Genomic DNA, 21,503 nt, shown 5'->3' on the forward strand with positions numbered 1-21,503 from the left:
CGCACCACCATGCATTGTGGCGCGTCCCCGCGCAAAACCCAGCCCCTAGCGCAGAATCGGCGGCTTGTCGGGGTCCGATCCGGGGGCCACACGCTCGACCCGGGCCGGTTTCTGGACCTCAGGTTCGGGCAGGTCGACCTTCAGACCGCGCCGCAGCAGGGCCGCGCCCACGGCAGATTCGGCCGCAAAGAAGCCCACGTCCATCCAGCCCGCGTCGATCCCGGAGAAGGCGAGCGCCTCGCCCGCGGCCTTGGCCAGAGGGGCCTCGGCCCCGTCCTTCACGTCGATGAAGCCCAGCATGTGGCCGCGCGCGCCGCTGTCATAGACGACCTCGGCCAGCACCGCGGACACCGCGAGGCCACCCGCCATCGCCAGCTTCACGTCGAGCCCCTGCAGCAGCACCTCGGGCAGCTTGCCCGGCGCGTGGACCTCGGCAATCCGGGCCTCCATCTCGTCGGGCGCATGGCCCAGCGTCTCGGCCAGCCAGCCGAGCGCCTCGGGCGGCAGCAGGATCGAGGAGGGCGCCACGCCGAGGTTCACCCCCAGCCCGATCCCCTGCCCCGCGAGCGCCGCGGCGATCACCCGGCCCGACAGCGCCACGTAGGGTACCGGCAGCGGGCTGAAGGCGGAGAGCCGTTCCTCGCGGTCGAAGACCAGCGCCACCTGTTCGCCCTCGCCGAGGTCGAAGATATGCGGGCTGACGGTCTCGGGCTTGGCCTCCTCGGTCAGCATCAGGAAGAGTTCGTTGTCGGCCAGCCGTTCGTAGAAGCGCAGCCGTGCGGCGTCGTCCTCGGGGGCGGCCTCCATCGCGGCGTGGGCCTGATCCAGCGGGGTCAGCTCTGCCTCGGGTGTGTCTGTCATTGCAGCGCCTCCTGCACTTTCAGCCGCAGGACGGGCAGCAGCGCGTCCTCGAACCATGGGTTTCTGCGAAGCCAAGCCGTATTGCGCCACGACGGATGAGGCAAGGGCAGGACGTCCGGAAGATGGTCGCGCCAGCCCATGACACGCTCCGTCACGCCCATCCGCCCGCCGAGGTGCCAGCGATGCGCATGGGCCCCGATCAGGAGCTTCAGCCGGATGCCCGGCAGTGCGGCCATGACCCGCTCGTGCCAGAGCTCGGCACAGATCGGCGGCGGCGCCAGGTCCGATCCCTTCGCGTCATAGCCCGGGAAGCAGAAGGCCATCGGCACCACTGCCACCCGGGTCAGGTCGTAGAAGGTCTCGCGGTCGATCCCCATCCAGTCGCGCAGCCGGTCACCGGATCGGTCGTCGAAGGGCCTGCCGCTTTCATGCACCCGCATCCCCGGCGCCTGCCCTGCCACCAGCAGCCGCGCCCCGGGCCGGAACCAGGCCACCGGACGCGGCCTGTGGGCAGTGCGCGTGGCGGCAAAGCGCGCGGCGCAGACGCGGCAGGCGCGGATCTCCTCCACCAGCGGGGGCACGAGGGCGGGGCTGTCATCTGGCATGGGCTCAGGTTGCACCGGCACGGCAGGAGGTCAACCCATGCCGCCCGCGCCCCCACGGGCGCCCCGCAACCTCCGCTAGAACCGAAAGATGGCGAAACAATCCCGCCCGTGTCACCGGATTGCTGCGGTGTTTGGTTAACCAAGCCACAATTTCGCCGCGATAACTTGGCATACGGCACACTCCTGCCGCATACTATACGCCATGGGGCAGCCACAGCAGATCCTCGCCAAAGGGGACGCAGGGTAGAGCCGGAGCGTCGAATGCTCGAATTCGAGAACGTCAGCAAGTCCTTCTGGACAGGCAAACAGCGCAAGGTGATCCTCGACCAGGTTTCGTTCCGGGTCGAGCTTGGCCGCTCGCTCGGCATCCTCGCTCCCAATGGCACCGGCAAGACCACCCTGATCAACATGATGGCCGGGCTGGAGAAACCCGACGAGGGGCATATCCACCGGATGTGCAAGATCTCCTTCCCCCTCGGCTTCATGGGCGGCGTCATCTCGCGCCACTCCGCCTTCGAGAACGCCCGCTACATCGCGCGGCTCTACGGGCTGGATCCGGATTACGTCGAGGCCTTCTGCCGCTGGATGTGCAACCTCGGCGATTACTTCGAGCAGCCGATCGGAACCTATTCGCAGGGCATGCGGGCGCGGTTCAGCTTTGCCCTGATGCTGGCGCTCGACTTCGACATGTACCTGATCGACGAGGGCATGCCCTCCTCCACCGACGTGGAATTCAACCGCAAGGCCGGGGAAATCCTGCGCGAGCGGCTGGCGACGACCACCGTGGTCATCGTCTCGCACCAGCCGCAGGTCCTGCAGAAATTCGCCAGCGAGGCCGCCGTCCTGATGAACGGCCAATTGCATATGTTCGACACCTTGGAAGAAGCGAAGCACCTCTATGACTACGAAACCCAAGGCTAAGAAATTCCGTCTCCGTCGCGGCGAGGGCACCGAAGGCGGCGCAGTCCCCCGTGGTGAGGCCCGCATCGAGACAGGCGCTGAACGGGGCGCTGAACGAGGCCTTGAACAGGGCGCCAATGCGGGCGTCGCGCCCAAGGTCGACCCCGGTGCGGCCACGCCGCAAGCCACGCCCGACAGCACGCCTGACGCCCCTCAGGCGCAGAAACCCACCTCCCCGGTCGAACTGCGCGCGGCACTTCTGAAACGGGCCGAGACCGCACAGGCCGCCCGCGCAACGCCGGCGCAGCCCTCCGCGCGCCCCGCCGCCCCGAAGGCCGAAGCCCCCGAGCCCCCGAAGGCGGAGGCCACGGCCCCCCGCCCCCGTCCCACGCCGGCGCAGCCCACGGCGACCGCCCGTCCCGCGCCCGAACAGCCGTCCCGCCCCGCCAGCGTGCAGGTGCGCCGCGTCAGCGCCCCGCAGGGGGCCGCGGCAGGCCAACCCCAGGGCCAGCCCCAAAACCAACCTCAGGGCCAACCTCAGAACCAATCGCAGGGTCAGCCCCCCCGCCCGGTCCCACCGCAGGCACAGCCCGGCAGCGCCCCGGCCAGCGGCCCGCAGGCCGCCGCGCCCCAACGCCCTGCCACAGCGCCCCGCCCCCTGTCGCCGTCCCGCGATGGCGAGGTGACCTCGGCCCATGGCATGAAGGTCGAGCAGGACATCGACACGATCCGCAAGGAAGGCCTCACCGGGCGCCAGCTGCGCATGGCACGGCGCGTGGCCCAGAAGCACGGCCTCGCCGTCACCTCCGATTTCGACGCGGTGCGTCAGCTGCGCGCCCGCGGGATCGACCCGTTCTCGCGGACCAATACGCTCGACCTCGTGGTCAACAACAACCAGAAGGAGCCGTCCGAGGAGGCCCGGGTCCAGCTGCCCCAGACCGTCGAGGCCGGCAAGCAGGACGCGCAGTTCCTCCCCTCGACCGAGCTCGCCTCGCCGATGCAGCGCCGGATGCGCGAGATCGGCGAAATCCAGAAGGACATCGCCAAGCGCCGCCGCCGCCGTACCGCGCTGCTCTTCACCCGGCTGGCCTTCTTCGTCTTCGCCCCCACGGTGCTCGCAGGCTGGTACTTCTACGGCGTCGCCACGCCGATGTATGCCGCCAAGTCCGAGTTCCTGATCCTTCAGGCCGACAACCAGGGCGGCGGGGGCCTGGGCGGGCTGCTTTCGGGCACCCAGTTCGCCACGAACCAGGACAGCATCGCGGTGCAATCCTACCTGCAGTCCAAGGACGCCATGGTCCGGCTGGACCGGGATGTCGGCTTCAAGAGCCACTTCAGCCAGCCCTGGATCGACCCGATCCAGCGCCTGAGCCCCGATCCCTCGAACGAGGAGGCCTACAAGGTCTACAAGAAGGACGTGAAGATCGGCTACGACCCGACCGAGGGCGTGATCCGCATGGAGGTGATCGCCGCCGATCCCAACGTGGCCTCGCAGTTCTCCGAGGCGCTGATCTCCTATGCCGAGGACCGCGTCGACGAACTCAGCCGCCGCAAGCGCGAGGACGGCATGGCCACCGCGCGCGAAAGCCTCGAACGGGCCAAGGCCGAACGCCGTGAGGCGCAGGAAGCGCTGGTCCAGCTGCAGGAAGGCTCCGTCGTGGACCCGGAGGGGATCATCGCGGGGCTCCGGGCGCAGATCAACAATATCGAGGTCCAGCTTCAGGAGAAGCAACTGCAACTGCAGGCCCTGCTCGACAACGCGCGGCCGAACTCGGCCCGGGTCGAGGGCGCGCGCGGCGACGTGGACCGGCTCCAGAGCATGCTCGACGACCTCAACGGCAAGATGACCGACGCCACCACCGGCGACTCTTCGCTTGCCGAGAAAGCGGCGCGGATCCAGATGGCACAGGCGGATCTGGCCACCGCGGACCTGTTCCTGCAGTCCGCGCTCCAGAACGAGAAGCAGACGGAACTGGAAGCCAACCGGCAGGTGCGCTACCTGACCACCAGCGTGCGTCCGGTCCCCCCGGAAGATCCCTCCTATCCGAGGGCGTTCGAAAACACCGTTCTGGCGTTTTTGATCTTTTCCGGGATTTACCTGATGATCTCGCTGACGGCATCGATTCTGAGGGAACAGGTATCCTCCTGATATGAAAACAGTAGAGATTGGCGCACTCTCGGTGGGCAACGACGCCCCGCTGACAGTGATCGCGGGCCCCTGCCAGCTGGAAAGCGCAGACCACGCCCACATGATCGCAGGCACCATGAAGGAGATCTGCGCGGCCCACGGCGCGCAGTTCATCTTCAAGGGCTCCTATGACAAGGCCAACCGCACCTCGCTTTCGGGCAAGCGCGGGCTCGGCATGGACAAGGGCCTCGAGGTCCTCGCGGGCGTGAAGGAAAAGTTCGGCGTTCCGGTCCTGACCGACATCCACAGCGAGGCGCAATGCGTCCCCGTGGCCGAGGTCGTGGACGTGATGCAGATCCCCGCCTTCCTCTGCCGCCAGACCGACCTCCTGCTCGCCGCCGGCGAAACCGGGGCCGCGATCAACGTGAAGAAGGGCCAGTTCCTCGCGCCGTGGGACATGCCCAACGTGGCGGCCAAGATCGCCTCCACCGGCAACGAGCGCATCCTGCTGACCGAGCGCGGCACCTCCTTCGGCTACAACACCCTCGTCGCCGACATGCGCGGCCTGCCCCAGATGGCCCAGACCGGCTACCCCGTGGTCATGGACGCGACCCATTCCGTGCAGCAGCCCGGCGGCAAGGGCGGCTCCTCCGGCGGACAGCGCGAATTCGCGCCAGTCATGGCGCGGGCTGCCGTTTCTCTGGGCATCGCGGCCGTTTTCATCGAGACCCACGAGGATCCCGATAACGCGCCGAGCGACGGGCCGAACATGATCCCGTTACATGAGATGGACAAACTCATTGCCAGCCTGATGGCCTTCGACCGTCTGGCCAAGGCCGACCCGATCCGTTTGTAAAAAGAACATTAGAGCGAGACCAACGTGACCAAACCCATTGCCGACGTGAAGCCGAACACCTGGGAATTCCTGCGCGATCCGATGATCAAGCCGACGGGTTTCCGCGAGTATGACGCCCGCTGGAAATACCCCGAAGAGATCAACCTGCCCGGCATGACGGCCCTCGGCCTCGGCCTCGGCACCCAGATGATCAAGCGCGGCATCGAGCCGGTCATCGCGGTCGGCAACGACTACCGCGACTACTCGCTCGCCATCAAGAACGCCCTGATCCTCGGCCTCATGCAGGCCGGCATCAAGGTGAAGGACATCGGCCCCTGCATCACGCCGATGGCCTATTTCTCCTCCTTCCACCTCGGGGGCTGCGCCGTGGCCATGGTCACCGCCTCGCACAACCCGAACGGCTGGACCGGCGTGAAGATGGGCTTCGACATGCCCCTGACCCACGGCCCTGACGAGATGGGCGAGCTGAAGGAGATCGTGCTGGAAGGCAAGGGCGAGGCCCGCGCCGGCGGCTCCTACGAGTTCGTCGAAGGCGTCTGGGATGCCTACATGGACGACCTCGTCGGTGACTTCAAAATGACCCGCAAGCTGAAGGTCGTCTGCGCCACCGGCAACGGCACCGCCGCGGCCTACGCCCCGGCCCTCTTCGAGCGTCTCGGTGTCGAGGTTGTCGAGAGCCACAACACGCTCGACTACACCTTCCCGAACTACAACCCGAACCCCGAGGCCATGGAGATGCTCCATGACATGGCCGACAGCGTGAAGGCCTCCGGCGCGGACTTCGCGCTCGGCTTCGACGGGGACGGCGACCGCTGCGGCGTGGTGGACGACGAGGGCGAGGAAATCTTCGCCGACAAGGTCGGTGTCATCATGGCCCGCGACCTCTCCAAGCTCTACCCCGGCTCGACCTTCGTGGCGGATGTGAAATCCACCGGCCTCTTCGCCTCCGACCCCGAGCTCAAGGCAAACGGCGTCAAGGCGGATTACTGGAAGACCGGCCACTCCCACATGAAGCGCCGCGTGCACGAGTTGGGTGCGCTCGCCGGCTTCGAGAAATCCGGCCACTACTTCATGGCCGAGCCCGTGGGCCGCGGCTACGATGACGGCATGCGCGTCGCGGTCGAGATCTGCAAGCTGATAGACCGCAACCCCGACATGCAGATGTCGGACCTACGCAAGGCCCTGCCCAAGACCTGGTCGACGCCCACCATGTCGCCCTACGCCGCGGATACCGAGAAATACGACATCCTCGAGCGCCTGGTGCAGAAGCTGGTCGCCAAGGCCGAGGCCGGCGACACCTTTGCCGGCAAGCCCATCAAGGAAGTCGTCACCGTGAACGGCGCCCGCGTCATCCTCGAGAACGGCTCCTGGGGCCTTGTCCGCGCCTCGTCCAACACGCCGAACCTCGTCGTGGTCTGCGAAAGCTCGGAAAGCGAAGAGGAACTGCGCGCGATCTTCAAGGAGATCGACGACGTGATCCGCACCGAACCCGGCGTCGGCGACTACGATCAGACCTTCTGATCCCACCTCGCCCGAACAGACAAAGGCCGCCCCCAGGGGCGGCCTTTCGCGTTCCAGGCCCGACATCCCACCACGGGTGCCCGGCCCTCATCTTTCCCGAAATACTCCGGGGGTGAATTGGCCGCAGGCCAAGAGGGGGCAGCGCCCCCTCCCACCGCCGAAATTTGCACTTTGCTAGGTGACTGGAGGCAAGGGCTCACCAGGCCGCCCCGCAGCGCCAAGGGGGGCACTGCAAACAACGGTTAGACTGGGCCCCCTTCTCCCGCCGGAATTTGCACTCTTCTCCGGGAACGGAACCAAGGTCTCGACAGGCCGCACCGTCTCGCGAAGGGGGCACTGCAAATATCGGTTGAACGGGGCCCCCTCCCACCTCCATCGTTTACAGCTACCGCGTTCAAACGGGGGGCGATGTCTCACCTGGCCGCCGCCCCCCGCGAGAGGGGGCGCTGCAGATATCGGTCGGACTGGGTCCCGTCTCAGACCGAGCCCCGCCCCACCCGCAGGGTCACAGGACCGTCAGCCCCAGGGCGATGATCGCGCCGGACAGGATCAGGTGCAGCGTGCAGAAGCCCATGATGTCCTTGGCCTTCAGCCCCGCGATGCCCAGGATCGGCAGCGCCCAGAAGGGTTGCACCATGTTGGTCCAGGCATCGCCCCAGGCCACCGCCATGGCCGCACGCGCCGCATCGACACCAAGCGCCTCGGCCGCGGGCAGGATCACCGGGGCCTGCACCGCCCATTGCCCGCCGCCCGAGGGCACGAAGAAGTTCACGATCCCCGCGCTGATGAAGGCGAAGAAGGGGAAGCTGCCCGGCGTGGCCAGCGAGACCAGCCATTCCGAGACCGAGGCCGCGAGGCCCGATTGCACCATGATCGCCATGATGCCCGCGTAGAACGGGAACTGGATCACGATGCCCGAGGCGCCCTTCACCCCCTCTTCCAGCGCGGCCAGCAGGTTGCGCGGGGTGCCGTGGAGGATGATCGCCACGATCAGGAAGAGGAAGTTCACGATGTTCAGCGTCAGGGTGCCGCCGCCGAGGAAGTACTGGATCAGGTAGGCCACGCCCGCGAGGCCGATCAGCCCGGTCAGGATCACCGAGTTCTGCAGCCGCTCGGCGGGGGTCATCACCTCGGGCTGTTTCACCTCCTTCTCCTCCAGCAGGGCCGGATCGACAAAGACGCTGTCCGCCTCGGAGGGCAGCATCATCCGGTTCACCAGCGGCACCACGATGAAAAGCGCCACCACGATGGCGAGGTTGAAGAAGGAGAAGATCGTCTGCGAGGTGCCGATCACGCCGATCTGCACCTCGAAAGGATGGCCCGCCGTGGCGATCGCCAGCGGGACCGACCCCGCAAGGCCACCGTGCCAGACGATGAAACCGGAATAGGCCGAGGCGATCAGCAGCCGGTAGTCGACCCGCACCTGCTTGGCGATCTCCTTGGCAAAGAGCGCACCGACCACGAGGCCGAAGCCCCAGTTGATCCAGCTTGCCGCCAGGGAGACGACGCTCACCAGCAGGATCGCGCCCCCGGCGCTGCTGGCCAGTCCGGCCAGCTTGGCCAGCCCCTTCCGCACCAGCGGGGTGGAGGCCATCATGTAGCCGGTGACCAGCACCAGCACCATCTGCATGGCGAATTGCAGCAGCGCCCAGAAGCCATCGCCCCACATCGCTGCAACGGCCATCGGCGACTGGCCCTCGAAGAGCATGGCCGCGGCCATGACCACGACGGTCAGGATGATGACGAAAATATAGGGATCCGGCAGGTAACGGTCGACGACCCGGACCATCGGCCGGGCGATGAAATTCAACATGGGAAGCTCCTCTCGCGGACGAGGTCTCCTGCCCCGTCCAGAGCCACCCTGACGCATGACTGTGCCGTGTAAAGTGCAACCTCGTCAATGCAGGTATGCAATGGTGCACAAGGCCGGACGCTAGCGCCCGGCCTTGTGAATTCAAGAGCTTACCCCCCGGAAATCGGGCGGCAGACAGGCTATCAGCTGCGCCGTCAGACCGGCAGCAGCCCGCGCCCCTTCAACAGCGCATCAACCCCCGGCAAGCGGCCGCGGAAGGCGATGTAGAGCTTGTCCGCCTCCACCGATCCGCCTTTGGAGAGGATGTTCTCCTGCAGCGATTGGGCGGTGGTCGCGTCGAAGGCATCGCCTGCCTCCTCGAAGGCCTCGAAGGCGTCGGCATCCATCACCTCGGACCACATGTAGCTGTAGTAACCCGAGGAGTAGCCGTCGCCCGAGAAGACATGGGCGAAATGCGGCGTCGCGTGGCGCATGACCACCGCGTGCGGCATGCCGATTCCGGCGAGGACCTCGGCCTGTTTCGCCATCGGATCGGCGGGCGGCGGGCCGTCGTGGAATTCCAGGTCCACCAGCGCCGAGGCGACGTATTCCACGGTCTGGAAGCCCTGGTCGTAGGTCGCGGCCTTCAGCACCTTCTCCAGCATGTCCTGCGGCATCGCCTCGCCGGTCTCGGCGTGGGTGGCGAAGCGTTGCAGCACCTCGGGCACCTCCAGCCAGTGCTCGTAGAGCTGGCTCGGCAGTTCGACGAAGTCCCGGGCGACCGAGGTGCCCGAGTAGCGTTCCCAGCTCACGTCCGAGAGCAGCTGGTGCAGCGCATGGCCGAACTCGTGGAAGAGCGTGCGCGCATCGTCGTAGGAGAGCAGCGCAGGCTCCCCTTCCGGCGGCGCGGCGAAGTTGCAGACGTTGATCACGATCGGCGTCTGGACGCGCGGTTTCTTGGCCTGGCTACGCATCGCCGAACACCACGCGCCCGAGCGTTTCGAGCCGCGGGCGAAGTAATCCCCGATGAAGACGCCCACGTGGTCGCCGCCGCGGGTCACTTCCCAGGCCCGGCAATCGGGGTGGTAGAGCGGCACGTCGAGCGGCTGGAAGTTCAGTTCGAAGAGCCGGTGCGCGGTGTCGAAAACCGCCTCGATCATCCGGTCGAGCTGCAGGTAGGGCTTGAGCGCGGTCTCGTCGAGGTCATGCTCCTGCTTGCGCCGCTTCTCGGAGTAGAAGCGCCAGTCCCAGGGCTCCAGCGCGCCGTTCACGCCGTCGTTCTTCATCATCTGGCCGAGGATCCACTCGTCGGCCTCGGCCTGCGACTTGGCGGGCTTCCAGACCTGCATCAGCAGGTCGCGCACGTTCTGCGCCGTGCCGGCCATCTCGGTTTCCAGCTTGTAGGCGGCGAAGGTCTCGTAGCCCAGAAGCTTCGCCCGTTCGTCGCGCAGCGCGAGGATCTCGGCCGCGATGGCACGGTTGTCGGTTGCCTCGGCCATCTCCCCGCGGGACGTCCAGGCGCGCCATGCCTTCTCGCGCAGATCGCGGCGGGTGGAATACTGCAGGAAGGGCACGATCAGCGAGCGCGAAAGCGTGATCGCGGGGCCCGCGACGCCCTTCTCCTTGCCTGCCGCCCGGGCGGAGGAAACCACGAAGTCCGGCAGGCCCGAGAGGTCGGTCTCGGCCAGTTCCATGAACCAGCCCCGTTCGTCCGCCAGCAGGTTCTGGGTGAACTGCGTGCCCAGCACGGCGAGGCGGGATTTCACCTCCTTCAGCCGTTCGGCCTCTGCGCCCTCCAGCGCGGCACCGGCACGCACGAAATCGCGGTGGGTCAGCTCCAGCAGGCGGGCGTCGTCGGCCTCCAGCCCAAGGCTCTCGCGGCTGTCCCACAGCGTCTGGATACGCTGGAACAACGCCTTGTTGGCATAGAATTCCGAGGAATGCGCCGCCAGCTTGGGGGAGAAGTCACGTTGCAGGGCCTCGCGGGTCTCGTTGCTGTCGGCCCCCGCCACGGTGAAGAAGACGGAGAGCACCTTGTCCAGCGACTCGCCCGAGGCGGCGATGGCGGCCAGCGTGTTCTCGAAGGTCGGGGCCTCGTCAGACGCGGCGATGGCGTCGATCTCGGCCTTGTGCGCAGCCAGGGCCTCGTCGAGGGCGGGTGCGAAATCCTCATCGCTGATCCGGTCGAAGGGCGCGATGTCGAAAGGGGTGTCCCAAGTCGTGAGCAGTGGATTTGTCATGTTATGCTCCTTTGCTCAAAAGTTAGTGTGATGTCGTGTGCTTCGCCAGTCCCCCGGTTCCGCAAACCGGGCAATGCGGGCGTGGCTTGAGGGTGATCTGGCGGGTCTCGTTCCAGAGTGCGTCATAGATCATCATCCGGCCGCGCAGGTCCTGCCCGGCCCGGGTGATCAGCTTGACCGTCTCCACCGCCATCATCGAGCCGACAACGCCGGGCAGCGGCCCCAGCACGCCCGCGATGGCACAGGCGGGGGCCAGTTCGGCGGGGGGTTCCTGCGGGACGATGCACTGGTAGCAGGGTGCGCCCCTGGCGGGGTCATAGGTGCTGACCTGCCCCTCCCATTGCGACAGCGCGCCCGAGACGAGCGGCGTGCCCTGCGCCACCGCCACGCGGTTGGCGAGGTAGCGGGTGGCGAAATTGTCGGTCCCGTCGAGGATCAGGTCATAGTCGGCAAAGAGATCGGCGGCGATCTCGTCGGTCAGGGCCCGGTTGTAGGGGCGCACCTCGATGAAAGGGTTCAGCGCCTCCATGGCCCGCGCGGCGGAAAGCGCCTTGGGCGTGCCGATGTCCGCATCGCGATGGATCACCTGCCGTTGCAGGTTGGTGCCCTCCACCACGTCGTTGTCGATCACCCCGATGCGGCCCACGCCCGCCGCGGCGAGGTAGAGCAGCGCAGGCGCCCCCAGTCCCCCGGCCCCGATCACCAGCACCCGGGCGTCCTTCAGGCGGCGCTGCCCGGTGCCGCCGATGTCACGCAGGATGATGTGGCGGGAATAGCGGTCCAACTCGCTGGCGCTAAACGGGCCCTGTGCGGGGGCCTCGGCGGCGGTCGCGGCATCCTTCGCGGCGACCTTGGCGCGCAGGCGGCGCAGGCCCTCGCGGTAGATCAGCACCACGGCAGCCGTGGCACCGAGGAAGAGCCACGGCACCGCGCTGCCGCCGGTGGCAGCCCGCAGCGCATGGCCTTCGGGCAGGGTCACGTGGATGAGCAGCGTCACGGCATAGAGCCCCAGCGGCAGTGCCCACCGCAGCGCAGGCGGCAGGCGCAGCAGCGCCGCCAGTGCGTAGAGCAGGACGCAGAGGCCGAGGATCAGCGCCATCCGCCCCGCCTCAGCCCCGCCCGGTGGAGCCGAAGCCGCCCTCGCCCCGCGCGGTCTCGCTCAGGGCCTCATCGACCAGCGCGAAGGCCGCCTGCACCACGGGGGCCAGCACGGCCTGCGCGATCCGGTCGCCATGGGCGACGGTGAAGGGCTCCTGCCCCGCGTTCATCAGGATCACGCCAAGGGGACCGCGATAGTCGCTGTCGATCGTGCCCGGCGTGTTCGGCAGGGTGATCCCGTGCTTCAGCGCAAGACCCGAGCGCGGGCGGATCTGGATCTCGTAGCCCTCGGGGATCTCCATCCGCAGGCCGGTGGGGATCAGGGCGCGGCCCCCCGGGGCCAGCGTGATGCCCGCGGCGCGGTCGGCCTCGGGCAGGTTGGCGCGCAGGTCTGCGCCCGCGGCGCCGGTCGTCTCGTAGGCGGGCAGCGGGATCGTGGCGTCGGCCTCGGGCAGCCGTTGCAGCTTCACGGGGATGGGGGCGGTCATTCGGTCTCCAGCGTCTCGGCGATACGGGCGGCAAGGCGCGTGGCCACCGCCTCCTTGGTCATGCGGGGCCAGTCCTCGGACCCGGTGTCGGTGATGAGGACCACGGCGTTCTCTGAGCCGCCCATGATCCCGGTCTCGGGGCGCACGTCATTGGCGACGATCCAGTCGCAGCCCTTGCGCGCGCGCTTGGCGGTGGCATTGGCCACCACGTCGTCGGTCTCGGCGGCAAAGCCCACCACCAGCGGCGGACGGCCCTGCCCCATCTGGCTGACGGTGGCGAGGATGTCGGGGTTCTCGGCGAACTCCAGCACCGGCAACGCGCCGCCCGGCTGTTTCTTGATCTTGGACCCGCTGGCAGAGGCGACCCGCCAGTCCGCCACCGCGGCGGCAAAGACGGCCGCCTCCACGGGCAGCGCGGCCTGCACCGCCTCCAGCATCTCGCGGGCGCTTTGCACCTTCACCACCTGCACACCCGAAGGCGGGGGCACGTCGGCGGGGCCGGTGACGAAGACCACCTCGGCGCCCAGCGCGGCCAGCGCCGCGGCAATCGCCGTGCCCTGCGCCCCGGAGGAGCGGTTGGCGATGTAGCGCACCGGGTCGATCGGCTCATGCGTGGGCCCGGAGGTGACGAGGATGCGGCGGCCCTTCAGCGGCCCCTCGGCAAAGAAATCCTCAACGGCGGCAAGGATCTCGGGCACCTCGCTCATCCGGCCGGGGCCGAATTCGCCGCAGGCCATGGAGCCCTCGACCGGCCCGACAATGTCGATGCCGTCGCCCTTCAGCGTGGCAAGGTTGCGCTGCGTGGCCGGGTGGGTCCACATCCGCACGTTCATGGCGGGCACCACCATGACGGGCGTGTCGGTCGCCAGCAGCAGCGTCGAGGCAAGGTCATCCGCCCGCCCCGTCGCCATCCGGGCCATCAGGTCCGCGGTGGCGGGTACCACGAGGATCAGGTCGGCAGAGCGGGAGAGCTCGATATGGCCCATCTCCGCCTCGTCGGTCAGGTCGAAGAGATCGCGATAGACCTTGGCCCCGGCCAGCGCCGAGACCGAGAGCGGCGTGACGAATTCCTCTGCCGCCCTGGTCAGCACCGGCGTGACGCTGGCCCCGCGTTCGCGCAGGCGGCGGATCAGGTCTAGCGACTTGTAGGCGGCGATACCGCCCGCGATGACCAGCAGGATGCGCTTGGATGTCAGCAAGGCTCGCCCCCTCTTTCGACGGCCCTCCAACGGGCCGGATGCGGGCGGACGATAGGGGCAAGCCCCGGGAGAGACAAGCGACAAGCCGGCCGGGGGCCCGGGCGTCGCGGGGTCAGCAGGCGCAGACCTAATCATGACCCCGGACATGACAAAGGCCCCCGCGGGGGCCCTCGCTCAAGGTCAAGTCAGGCACGGATCAGTGCAGCAGGTCGTGCGCCACGGTGCCGTTCTGCTCCAGCATGCGGCGCATCTTCTTGAAGGCACCGGCCTCCAACTGCCGCACTCGCTCCTTGCTCAGCCCCAGTTCGGTCCCGAGGCTTTCCAGCGTGCGGGGATCGTCGCGCAGCTTGCGCTCGCGCACGATCAGCTGCTCGCGCGGGTTCAGGTCCGACATGGCCTGCGCCAGCCAGCCGCGCAGCAGGCCACGGTCGTGATCCTCGGCCACGCTGTCGGCGGCCTGCACACTGTCGTCTTCCAGCGTCTCGATCCACTCGCGACCCTCGTCATCGGCGGACTGCGTGGCATTCAGCGAGAAGTCGGAGCCCGACAGGCGGCCTTCCATCATCTCCACGTCGCGGAGCGGCACACCCACTTCGGTCGCGATCATGTGGCGCATCTGGTGGCCGTCGAGGTTCTCGCCCCGTGACAGCGCCTCGCGCTCCAGACGGGCCTGCACCCGGCGCATGTTGAAGAAGAGCGACTTCTGCGACGAGGTCGAGCCGGTCCGCACCATGGACCAGTTCCGCATCACGAAGTCCTGGATCGAGGCCTTGATCCACCAGACGGCATAGGTCGAGAAGCGCACACCGCGATCGGGGTCGAACTTGTCTGCCGCCTTCATCAGGCCCAGCCCCGCTTCCTGGATCAGGTCGTTCATCGAGGCGCCGTAACGGCGGTATTTCGAGGCCATCGAAATCGCGAGACGCATGTAGGCCGTGACGAGGCGATGCAGTGCCGCTTCATCCCGCCGGTCCCTCCAGGCGCGGGCCAAGTCCAGCTCGGTCTCGGCGTCGAGAAGCTCGGCCTTCATGGCACGGCGTGACAGGGACAGGTCGTTCGGATTGTCCAGCGGCATGGCACCCCCCGGTGTCTTGGACGCATGGAGCGTCCTTTGTTTTGTGCTACACCTGCGAAACGCACGAAGAGGCGGTTTGGTTCACCAAAGAATGGCGAATATGGGCAATTTTTTTCTGCTGGTGGTCGGAGGCGCAGCGTCGGGCAAGTCCGCCTACGCCGAAAACGCCATGAAAAACACGGGCAAACCGCTGACCTACATCGCCACCGCGCAGGTCTGGGACGACGAGATGCGCGCGAAGATTTCCGCCCATGCCGCCCGCCGGGGGGCCGACTGGACGATGATCGAGGCGCCCTTCGACCTCGCCGCAACGCTGCGCGCCCTGCCCGGGGACAGCGCGGTGCTGGTGGATTGCGCGACGCTCTGGCTGACCAATCACATGCTCGCCGATCATGATCTCGCCGCCGCCGAAGACGCGCTGATCGCGGCCCTTGCCGACTGCTCGGCGCAGGTCTGCGTCGTCACCAACGAGGTGGGTCAGGGCATTGTTCCGGAAAATGCCCTCGCCCGCCGCTTCCGCGAGGCACAGGGGCGGCTCAACATCCGGCTGGCACAGGCGGCGGAGACGGTGGTGCAGGTCACCGTGGGCCTGCCGCGCGTGCTGAAGGGGGCGTCATGCGACGGTTGATCTGGGTCCGCCACGGGCCCACCCACGCCCGCGGCATGGTCGGCTGGACCGACCTGCCCGCCGATCTGTCGGATACCGCGCGGATCACGCGGCTCTCCGACTGGCTGCCCGACGCGGCCCGCATCGTCTCCTCCGACCTGACCCGCGCCGTCACCACCGCCGACGTCCTTCAAGGGGATCGCGCCCGCCTGCCCCATGACCCCGCCTTGCGGGAAATGCACTTCGGCGACTGGGAGATGCGGCGCGCGGGCGAGGTGATGGAAAGCCACCCCCACCTCTCCCGCGCCTTCTGGACCGATCCCGGCAGCGCCTGCCCGCCCGGCGGCGAAAGCTGGCAGGACCTGACCGCCCGCGTCGCCCGCGCTGTCGACGCGCTGCTGGAGACCCCCGGCGACCTCGTCATCGTCGCCCACATGGGCGCCATCCTCTGCCACGTCGCCCATGCCACCGGCCTGCCCGCGCGCGAGGCCATCGGCCACAAGGTTGATCCGCTCTCCGCGACCGAATTGCGCCTGACCGGCAACGGGTGGGAACTGGTCCGGATCAACCACGCGCCCTGAGGGAACGCGCCGTCGGCCCTGCGGGCCCCGCGCGTCCTGCGGTGACGGCGGCCAAGGCCCTCCACACCGGAGGATGCGCCCCCACCTGCCACGGCGTCCGCAAAGACCTCAGGCGTTCATGACGAAGGCCACCTTCATCACCCCCCGTGATGGCCCTCCCCACGAAACACCGCTTTTGCGGCACTGCAGCACGGGCTAGCCTTCCGGGCAGTCCACAGCAGAGTTTCAGCGGAGTTTCCGATGACCTACGAGCTTTTCATCGCCGATCGCGCCTTCTCCAGCTGGTCCCTGCGGGGCTGGTTGATGTTCGTGAAATTCGGCCTGCCGGTCACCTCGCGGATGATCGGCCTCTACTCCGGCACCATGGCGCAGGACCTCGCCGAGGCCGGGCTCGCCCCCGCCCGCCTCGTGCCCGTCATGCGCAGCCCCGAGGGCACCGTGCTGGGCGAAACCCTCGCCATGGCCGAGATGCTGGCCGAACGCCACCCCGAGGCCGGTCTCTGGCCCGAAGACCCCGCCGCCCGGGCCCTCGCCCGCTGGCTGGTGGCGGAAATGCACGCCGGGTTCAACGCCCTGCGTGACGAATGCCCCTGCCAGTTGCTACATCAATACAAGGGCTTCGAGGTCTCGGCTGCCGTGCAGAAGGACCTCGACCGCCTTCAGGAGCTCTGGTCGCTGGCGCGCCGCCAATTTGGCGCCGAGGGCCCGTGGCTCTTCGGCCACTACTCTCTGGCCGATGTCTTCTATGCCCCTGTCGCGGCGCGGATCGCGGGCTACGCCCTGCCCGTCGGCGAGGAGGCCGCCGCCTATGTCCGCCTCACGCTGGAGGAGGAGAAGTTCCGCCAGTGGCGCGCCCTCGGCCTCACCGTCACCTACGACCCCGTGCCCTACGCCAAGCCGCTGCCCACCGGGCCATGGCCCGGCCCCGCGCCGATCCCCGCCTGTGCCGTCGCCAGCGGCCCCTCGATCAACGAGACCTGCCCCTATTCGGGGGATCCGGTCACCGATTTCGCCGAGATCGACGGCAAGGTGATCGGCTTCTGCAACCCCACCTGCCGCGACAAGACGGTAAACGACCCCGCCGCATGGCCCGCCACCATGGCCTTGCTCCGGTGACGCGTTAACCATTAACCAACCTTTCCGGCCCTACCCTGCCCGACATGCAAGGCCCCTCACGCGAGGGCCGGAGCGCGGGCGCCGAAAGCAGCGCCCAAAGTGCAGGGGAGGCGCCGGAATGGCGGTGACGGCCTACAGCGTGGCCTTCGACGGGATCGAGGCCCGGCTGGTCGAGGTGCAATGCGCCCTGACGCCGGGGTTGCCGGGCTTTGCCCTCGTGGGACTGCCGGACAAGGCCGTCTCCGAAGCCCGCGACCGGGTGCGCACCGCGCTGCAGGCGATGCGGATTGCCCTGCCCACCAAGCGCATCACCGTGAACCTCTCGCCCGCCTCGCTGCCCAAGGAGGGCAGCCATTTCGACCTGCCCATCGCGCTCGCCCTGCTGGCCGCGATCGGCATCCTGCCGCCGGACATGCTGGAAACCCACGTGGCGCTTGGTGAACTCACCCTCGACGGCGCCCTCGTCGCGGTGCCCGGCGCCCTGCCCGCGGCCCTCGCCGCGGCCGAGGAGGAGCGCGCCCTGCTCTGCCCCGCCGCATGCGGGGCCGAGGCCGCATGGAGCGCGGGCACGCGGGTCATTGCCGCGCCCGACCTGCCCGCCCTCGTGCGGCATCTCACCGGACAGCAGGAACTGCCCGCCGCCCGCCCGGGCGAAGTGACCGCCCCCGCCGCCTTCCGCGACCTGCGCGACGTGAAAGGGCAGGAACGGGCCAAGCGCGCGCTGGAGATCACCGCCGCCGGGCGTCACCACCTCTTCCTCTCCGGCCCTCCCGGGGCTGGAAAATCCATGCTCGCCGCCCGGCTGCCCGGCCTCCTGCCGGATCTCTCACCGCAGGAGGCGCTGGAAACCTCGATGATCCAGTCCATCGCCGGCGCCCTGCCCGAAGGCGGGCTCTCACGTCAGCGTCCCTTCCGCAGCCCGCACCACACGGCCAGCATGGCCGCGGTGATCGGCGGCGGGCGCGGCGCGAAACCGGGCGAGGTCTCGCTCGCGCACAACGGGGTGCTCTTCCTCGACGAACTGCCCGAGTTCGGGCGCGCCGTGCTCGACACCCTGCGCCAGCCGGTCGAAACCGGCGAGGTCATGGTCAGCCGCGCCGCCGCCCACGTGCGCTACCCCTGCCGCTTCCTGCTGGTGGCTGCGGCCAATCCCTGCCGCTGCGGCTACATGGCCGACCCCGAGCGTGCCTGCGCCCGTGTCCCCGACTGCGGGCGCGATTACCTCGGCAAGGTTTCAGGCCCGCTGATGGACCGGTTCGACCTGCGGGTCGAAGTGCCCCCGGTCGCCGTCCACGACCTCGACCTGCCCGCCGCAGGCGAAGGCTCCGCCGAGGTCGCCGCCCGCGTCGCCGCCGCCCGCAGCCTGCAGGCACAGCGGTTCGCCGCGCACCCGGAGCTGCGCCAGAATTCCGACGCCGAGGGGCGGGTGCTCGAGGAGATCGCCACGCCCGATCCCGAAGGCAAGGCCCTGCTCCTGCGCGCCTCGGAGCGGTTTCGCCTCACGGCGCGGGGCTATCACCGCGTCCTGCGCGTGGCGCGCACCATCGCCGACCTCGCGGCGGAGACCGACATCCGCGCCCCCCATGTCGCCGAAGCGCTCAGCTTCCGGCTGGCGACGGAAGCCCCGGAGTAACTGCGCAATCTGGCCGGGGTGCCGGGGTGCCGGGGTGCCGGGGTGCCGGGGTGCCGGGGTGCCGGGGTGCCGGGGTGCCGGGGTGCCGGGAAACGGCTGGCGTGGCACGCCTGAACCGACAAGAAAAAAGGCCACCCAAGGGCGGCCTTTTCAAAAATCTGTCAGCGCCTTGCCAACACGGGCCAGCGACGGCCACGAGGAAAAGATCAGGCCCGCTTGGCCTCGATCGCCTCCCAGACCAGCGCCGCGACATTGGTGCCGTCAAAGCGCTCCAGTTCCTGTATACCCGTGGGCGAGGTCACGTTGATTTCCGTCAGCCAGTCGCCGATCACGTCGATCCCGACGAGGACCTGGCCTTTTTCCTTCAGCCGCGGCCCGATGGTGCGGCAAATCTCGAGATCGCGCTCGGTCAGGGCCACCTTCTCGGGACGCCCGCCCACATGCATGTTCGAGCGGGTCTCGCCCTCGGCCGGGACGCGGTTGATCGCACCGACGGGCTCGCCGTCCACGAGGATCACCCGCTTGTCGCCCTTGGACACCGCCGGCAGATACTTCTGCACGATCAGCGGCTCACGCGAGAAGCCGGTGAACAGCTCGTGCAGCGAGGAGAGGTTGCGGTCGGACTCGGTGAGCCGGAAGACCCCCGCGCCGCCGTTGCCGTAAAGCGGCTTCAGGATGATGTCGCCGTGCTTTTCCTTGAAGGCACGGATCGTGCCGATGTCCCGGGCGATGGTCGTCGGCGGGGTCAGCTGCGGGAAGTCGAGGACCAGCAGCTTCTCGGGGTAGTTCCGGACCCAGAAGGGATCGTTCACCACCAGCGTCTTTGGGTGGATGCGATCCAGCAGGTGGGTGGTAGTGATGTAGAACATGTCGAACGGCGGGTCCTGCCGCAGCCAGACCACGTCGAAGGTGGACAGGTCCACAACCTGTTCCTCGCCCAGGCGGAAGTGATCGCCCTGCACCCGCTGCACCGTCAGCGGCCAGCCGCGCGCGGTGATCCTACCCTCTTCATAGGCCAGCTTGTCCGGGGTGTAGTAGAAGAGTTCGTGCCCGCGGGCCTGCGCCTCCTCCGCGAGCCGGAAGGTGGTGTCGGCGTCGATGTTGATGGGCCCGATCGGGTCCATCTGGATGGCGACTTTCATGCGCACTCTCCTCGTCAGGATGGTTCGGAGAGACTATTGGCCGAAGTCACCGGGGGGTGCAATGGGCCCGGAGAAGATGGACGGCCAAGCAGGAAGTCAGCGCGGCGCAACGCGGCCGGCCTGACCGAAAGGGGCGCAGACCAGCCCGTCCGCAAGTTCCCGCAGCCGCCGCCAGCGCCTCTTCCGCGACGGACCTGAAAGTCGCAGCCCACGCACGGAGGCAGTCAACTCACCGGATCAGCAGTAGGCGAAAGCGTTCTCCAGCACCTGTACCGCGCCCTGCCCGTTCACGAGCGCAACATCGATGCGCATGTCGATGAAGTCCGCGTTCCGGAACCGTCCGCGGTATTCCAGCGCCGCCGCCGCGATGCGACGCATCTGCGCCGGGCGCAGGCGGCTTGCGGCACGGTCGAAATCCGGACCCTGTTTCACCTCGACGAAGATCAGCCCCGTAGCGTCGCGCAAGACGAGATCGATCTCGCCGCGCTTGCCGCGGAACCGCTGCGCCATCAGCCGGGCCCCGCCACGCAGGTAGTAGCGCAGGACGCTCTCCTCCGCCGCCGCCCCGTTCTGATAGGCCGCGCGACCACGGGCGCGCCGCGCAGGAGAGACCGGCCGGGCCTTTGACACATCCCAAGGGGCTTCATAGCTCATGATCCGGCCTTTCCCTGCGCTTCCCGGCGTGGTCTACTTCGCCTTCTCGAGGGCGAGCGCCCTCTGGTACACCTTGCGACGCGGCAGTCCGGTATCCGAGGCCACCATATCCGCCGCATCCCGGACGCTCATATCCTCCAGCGCCTCGGTCAGGATCTGGTCTAAGTCAGATTCGCTAATATTTGCCTTCTTCCCGCGATCCACCAGCACCACGATCTCGCCCTTCAGGCTGCGCTCGGCACAGGTGGCGGCCAATTCATCGAGCGTGCCAGTCAGCACTTCCTCGAATTTCTTGGTCAACTCGCGGCAGACGGCGGCCTGCCGGTCGCCGCCCAGCACCTCGGCCGCGTCGCGCAGCATGGCGGCGATCCGCTTCGGCGATTCGTAGAAGGCCAGCGTTGCGGGCACACCGGCCAGGTCCGTCATCGCCGATTTCCGCTGTCCGCTGGCATTGGGCAGGAAGCCGGCAAAGAGAAACCGGTCCGTCGGCAGGCCGGCCAGCGTCAGGGCCGTGATCACAGCGGAGGCGCCGGGCGCCGAGGTCACCGCCCATCCCTCCGCCCGCGCCGCCCGGGCAAGGTCGAAGCCGGGGTCGGCCACCATGGGCGTGCCCGCCTCGGAGGCATAGGCCACGGATTTGCCCTCGGCCAGCGCCTGCAGCAGCCTCGGGCGCACCTGCGCGCCGTTGTGGTCATGGTAGGCCAGCAGCGGCCGGTCGCCGAGGGGCACACCGTGGATTTCCAGCAGGTGCCGCATGGAACGGGTGTCTTCGGCCGCGATCACGTCTGCGCTGGCGAGGATGTCGAGGGCCCGCAGGGTGATGTCCCGTGCCGTCCCGATGGGCACCGCCACGAGGTAGAGCCCGGGCGCGAGGGATTGCGGCAGGTATGCACCCGCCGGTTTGGAAACTGTGCCATTCATCGCTGGACCCCGTTTACGATGCGTCTATTATCCTCTGGAGATATGCCCCCAAGGGGCCGACCCGAGCCACGGATCCGAGGAGTCTC

Annotated in this window: 19 protein-coding genes; 8 read left to right on the forward strand and 11 right to left on the reverse strand. The window is 68.2% G+C overall.

Features of this window, described 5'->3' with window-relative positions:
* Positions 1-45: 45 nt before the first annotated feature.
* Positions 46-861, reverse strand: a complete 816-nt coding sequence (locus tag ACX9MO_RS02405) for an SseB family protein (protein WP_222492542.1) — start codon at positions 859-861, stop codon at positions 46-48.
* The gene (locus ACX9MO_RS02410; protein WP_462213413.1) at positions 858-1,466 is read right to left on the reverse strand and encodes a uracil-DNA glycosylase family protein; all 609 of its coding nucleotides are present in this window, start codon (positions 1,464-1,466) and stop codon (positions 858-860) included. Before ACX9MO_RS02410 ends, ACX9MO_RS02405 begins: the two co-directional genes overlap by 4 nt.
* A 261-nt stretch (positions 1,467-1,727) precedes the next feature.
* Here ACX9MO_RS02410 and ACX9MO_RS02415 point away from each other — a divergent pair, with 261 nt between their 5' ends.
* The 4 genes from ACX9MO_RS02415 (at position 1,728) to ACX9MO_RS02430 (ending at position 6,871) form a co-directional block, all read left to right on the forward strand.
* A complete protein-coding gene (locus ACX9MO_RS02415) occupies positions 1,728-2,387 on the forward strand; it encodes an ABC transporter ATP-binding protein (RefSeq protein WP_222492537.1) in 660 nt (219 codons plus the stop codon).
* A gap of 679 nt (positions 2,388-3,066) precedes the next feature.
* Positions 3,067-4,515, forward strand: coding sequence for a capsule biosynthesis protein (locus ACX9MO_RS02420; RefSeq protein ID WP_462214492.1), 1,449 nt, complete (start codon positions 3,067-3,069; stop codon positions 4,513-4,515).
* Between the two features lies 1 nt (position 4,516).
* On the forward strand, positions 4,517-5,350 hold the full coding sequence (kdsA, locus tag ACX9MO_RS02425; RefSeq protein ID WP_462213414.1) for a 3-deoxy-8-phosphooctulonate synthase: 834 nt from the start codon (positions 4,517-4,519) through the stop codon (positions 5,348-5,350).
* Positions 5,351-5,374: 24 nt separating this feature from the next.
* Entirely contained in the window at positions 5,375-6,871 is a 1,497-nt protein-coding gene (locus tag ACX9MO_RS02430) for a phosphomannomutase/phosphoglucomutase (RefSeq protein ID WP_462213415.1), read from the forward strand.
* Positions 6,872-7,376: 505 nt separating this feature from the next.
* On the opposite strand, the gene ACX9MO_RS02435 is transcribed toward ACX9MO_RS02430, so the two are convergent.
* The 6 genes from ACX9MO_RS02435 to ACX9MO_RS02460 all read right to left on the reverse strand — a co-directional run bounded on the left by ACX9MO_RS02435 (position 7,377) and on the right by ACX9MO_RS02460 (position 14,763).
* Positions 7,377-8,684 (reverse strand): short-chain fatty acid transporter, encoded by a 1,308-nt coding sequence (locus ACX9MO_RS02435; RefSeq protein WP_462213416.1) that lies wholly within the window; start codon positions 8,682-8,684, stop codon positions 7,377-7,379.
* A gap of 194 nt (positions 8,685-8,878) precedes the next feature.
* Positions 8,879-10,903: a M3 family metallopeptidase gene (locus ACX9MO_RS02440; protein WP_462213417.1), complete on the reverse strand. Its 2,025-nt coding sequence runs from the start codon at positions 10,901-10,903 to the stop codon at positions 8,879-8,881.
* A gap of 22 nt (positions 10,904-10,925) precedes the next feature.
* Positions 10,926-12,002, reverse strand: coding sequence for a HesA/MoeB/ThiF family protein (locus ACX9MO_RS02445; RefSeq protein ID WP_462213418.1), 1,077 nt, complete (start codon positions 12,000-12,002; stop codon positions 10,926-10,928).
* A gap of 10 nt (positions 12,003-12,012) precedes the next feature.
* The gene (gene dut / locus ACX9MO_RS02450; RefSeq protein ID WP_462213419.1) at positions 12,013-12,489 is read right to left on the reverse strand and encodes a dUTP diphosphatase; all 477 of its coding nucleotides are present in this window, start codon (positions 12,487-12,489) and stop codon (positions 12,013-12,015) included.
* Positions 12,486-13,688, reverse strand: a complete 1,203-nt coding sequence (coaBC, locus tag ACX9MO_RS02455) for a bifunctional phosphopantothenoylcysteine decarboxylase/phosphopantothenate--cysteine ligase CoaBC (protein ID WP_462213420.1) — start codon at positions 13,686-13,688, stop codon at positions 12,486-12,488. The genes dut and coaBC overlap by 4 nt, the downstream gene beginning before the upstream one ends.
* Positions 13,689-13,884: 196 nt before the next feature.
* Entirely contained in the window at positions 13,885-14,763 is an 879-nt protein-coding gene (locus ACX9MO_RS02460) for an RNA polymerase factor sigma-32 (protein ID WP_222492521.1), read from the reverse strand.
* A gap of 100 nt (positions 14,764-14,863) precedes the next feature.
* Between ACX9MO_RS02460 and cobU the strand changes: the two genes are divergently transcribed.
* The 4 genes from cobU (at position 14,864) to ACX9MO_RS02480 (ending at position 18,700) form a co-directional block, all read left to right on the forward strand.
* A complete protein-coding gene (cobU, locus tag ACX9MO_RS02465; RefSeq protein WP_462213421.1) occupies positions 14,864-15,391 on the forward strand; it encodes a bifunctional adenosylcobinamide kinase/adenosylcobinamide-phosphate guanylyltransferase in 528 nt (175 codons plus the stop codon).
* Positions 15,379-15,951, forward strand: a complete 573-nt coding sequence (locus ACX9MO_RS02470) for a histidine phosphatase family protein (RefSeq protein WP_462213422.1) — start codon at positions 15,379-15,381, stop codon at positions 15,949-15,951. Before cobU ends, ACX9MO_RS02470 begins: the two co-directional genes overlap by 13 nt.
* A 240-nt stretch (positions 15,952-16,191) precedes the next feature.
* Positions 16,192-17,067 carry a glutathione S-transferase gene (locus tag ACX9MO_RS02475; RefSeq protein WP_462213423.1) on the forward strand — a complete coding sequence of 292 codons (876 nt, stop codon included), beginning with the start codon at positions 16,192-16,194 and terminating at the stop codon, positions 17,065-17,067.
* Between the two features lie 118 nt (positions 17,068-17,185).
* Positions 17,186-18,700 (forward strand): YifB family Mg chelatase-like AAA ATPase, encoded by a 1,515-nt coding sequence (locus ACX9MO_RS02480; RefSeq protein WP_222492513.1) that lies wholly within the window; start codon positions 17,186-17,188, stop codon positions 18,698-18,700.
* A 206-nt stretch (positions 18,701-18,906) separates the two neighbouring features.
* Here the strand turns inward: ACX9MO_RS02480 and gshB are convergent, their stop codons facing one another.
* From gshB to rsmI, 3 genes are all read right to left on the reverse strand, one after another.
* Complete coding sequence (gshB, locus tag ACX9MO_RS02485; protein WP_462213424.1) at positions 18,907-19,842, reverse strand: glutathione synthase; 936 nt, start codon at positions 19,840-19,842, stop codon at positions 18,907-18,909.
* A gap of 237 nt (positions 19,843-20,079) precedes the next feature.
* Positions 20,080-20,496 carry a YraN family protein gene (locus tag ACX9MO_RS02490; protein WP_462213425.1) on the reverse strand — a complete coding sequence of 139 codons (417 nt, stop codon included), beginning with the start codon at positions 20,494-20,496 and terminating at the stop codon, positions 20,080-20,082.
* A 33-nt stretch (positions 20,497-20,529) separates the two neighbouring features.
* Positions 20,530-21,417 (reverse strand): 16S rRNA (cytidine(1402)-2'-O)-methyltransferase, encoded by an 888-nt coding sequence (gene rsmI, locus ACX9MO_RS02495; RefSeq protein WP_462213426.1) that lies wholly within the window; start codon positions 21,415-21,417, stop codon positions 20,530-20,532.
* Positions 21,418-21,503 lie beyond the last annotated feature (86 nt).

The organism is Pseudooceanicola profundus (assembly GCF_054919315.1).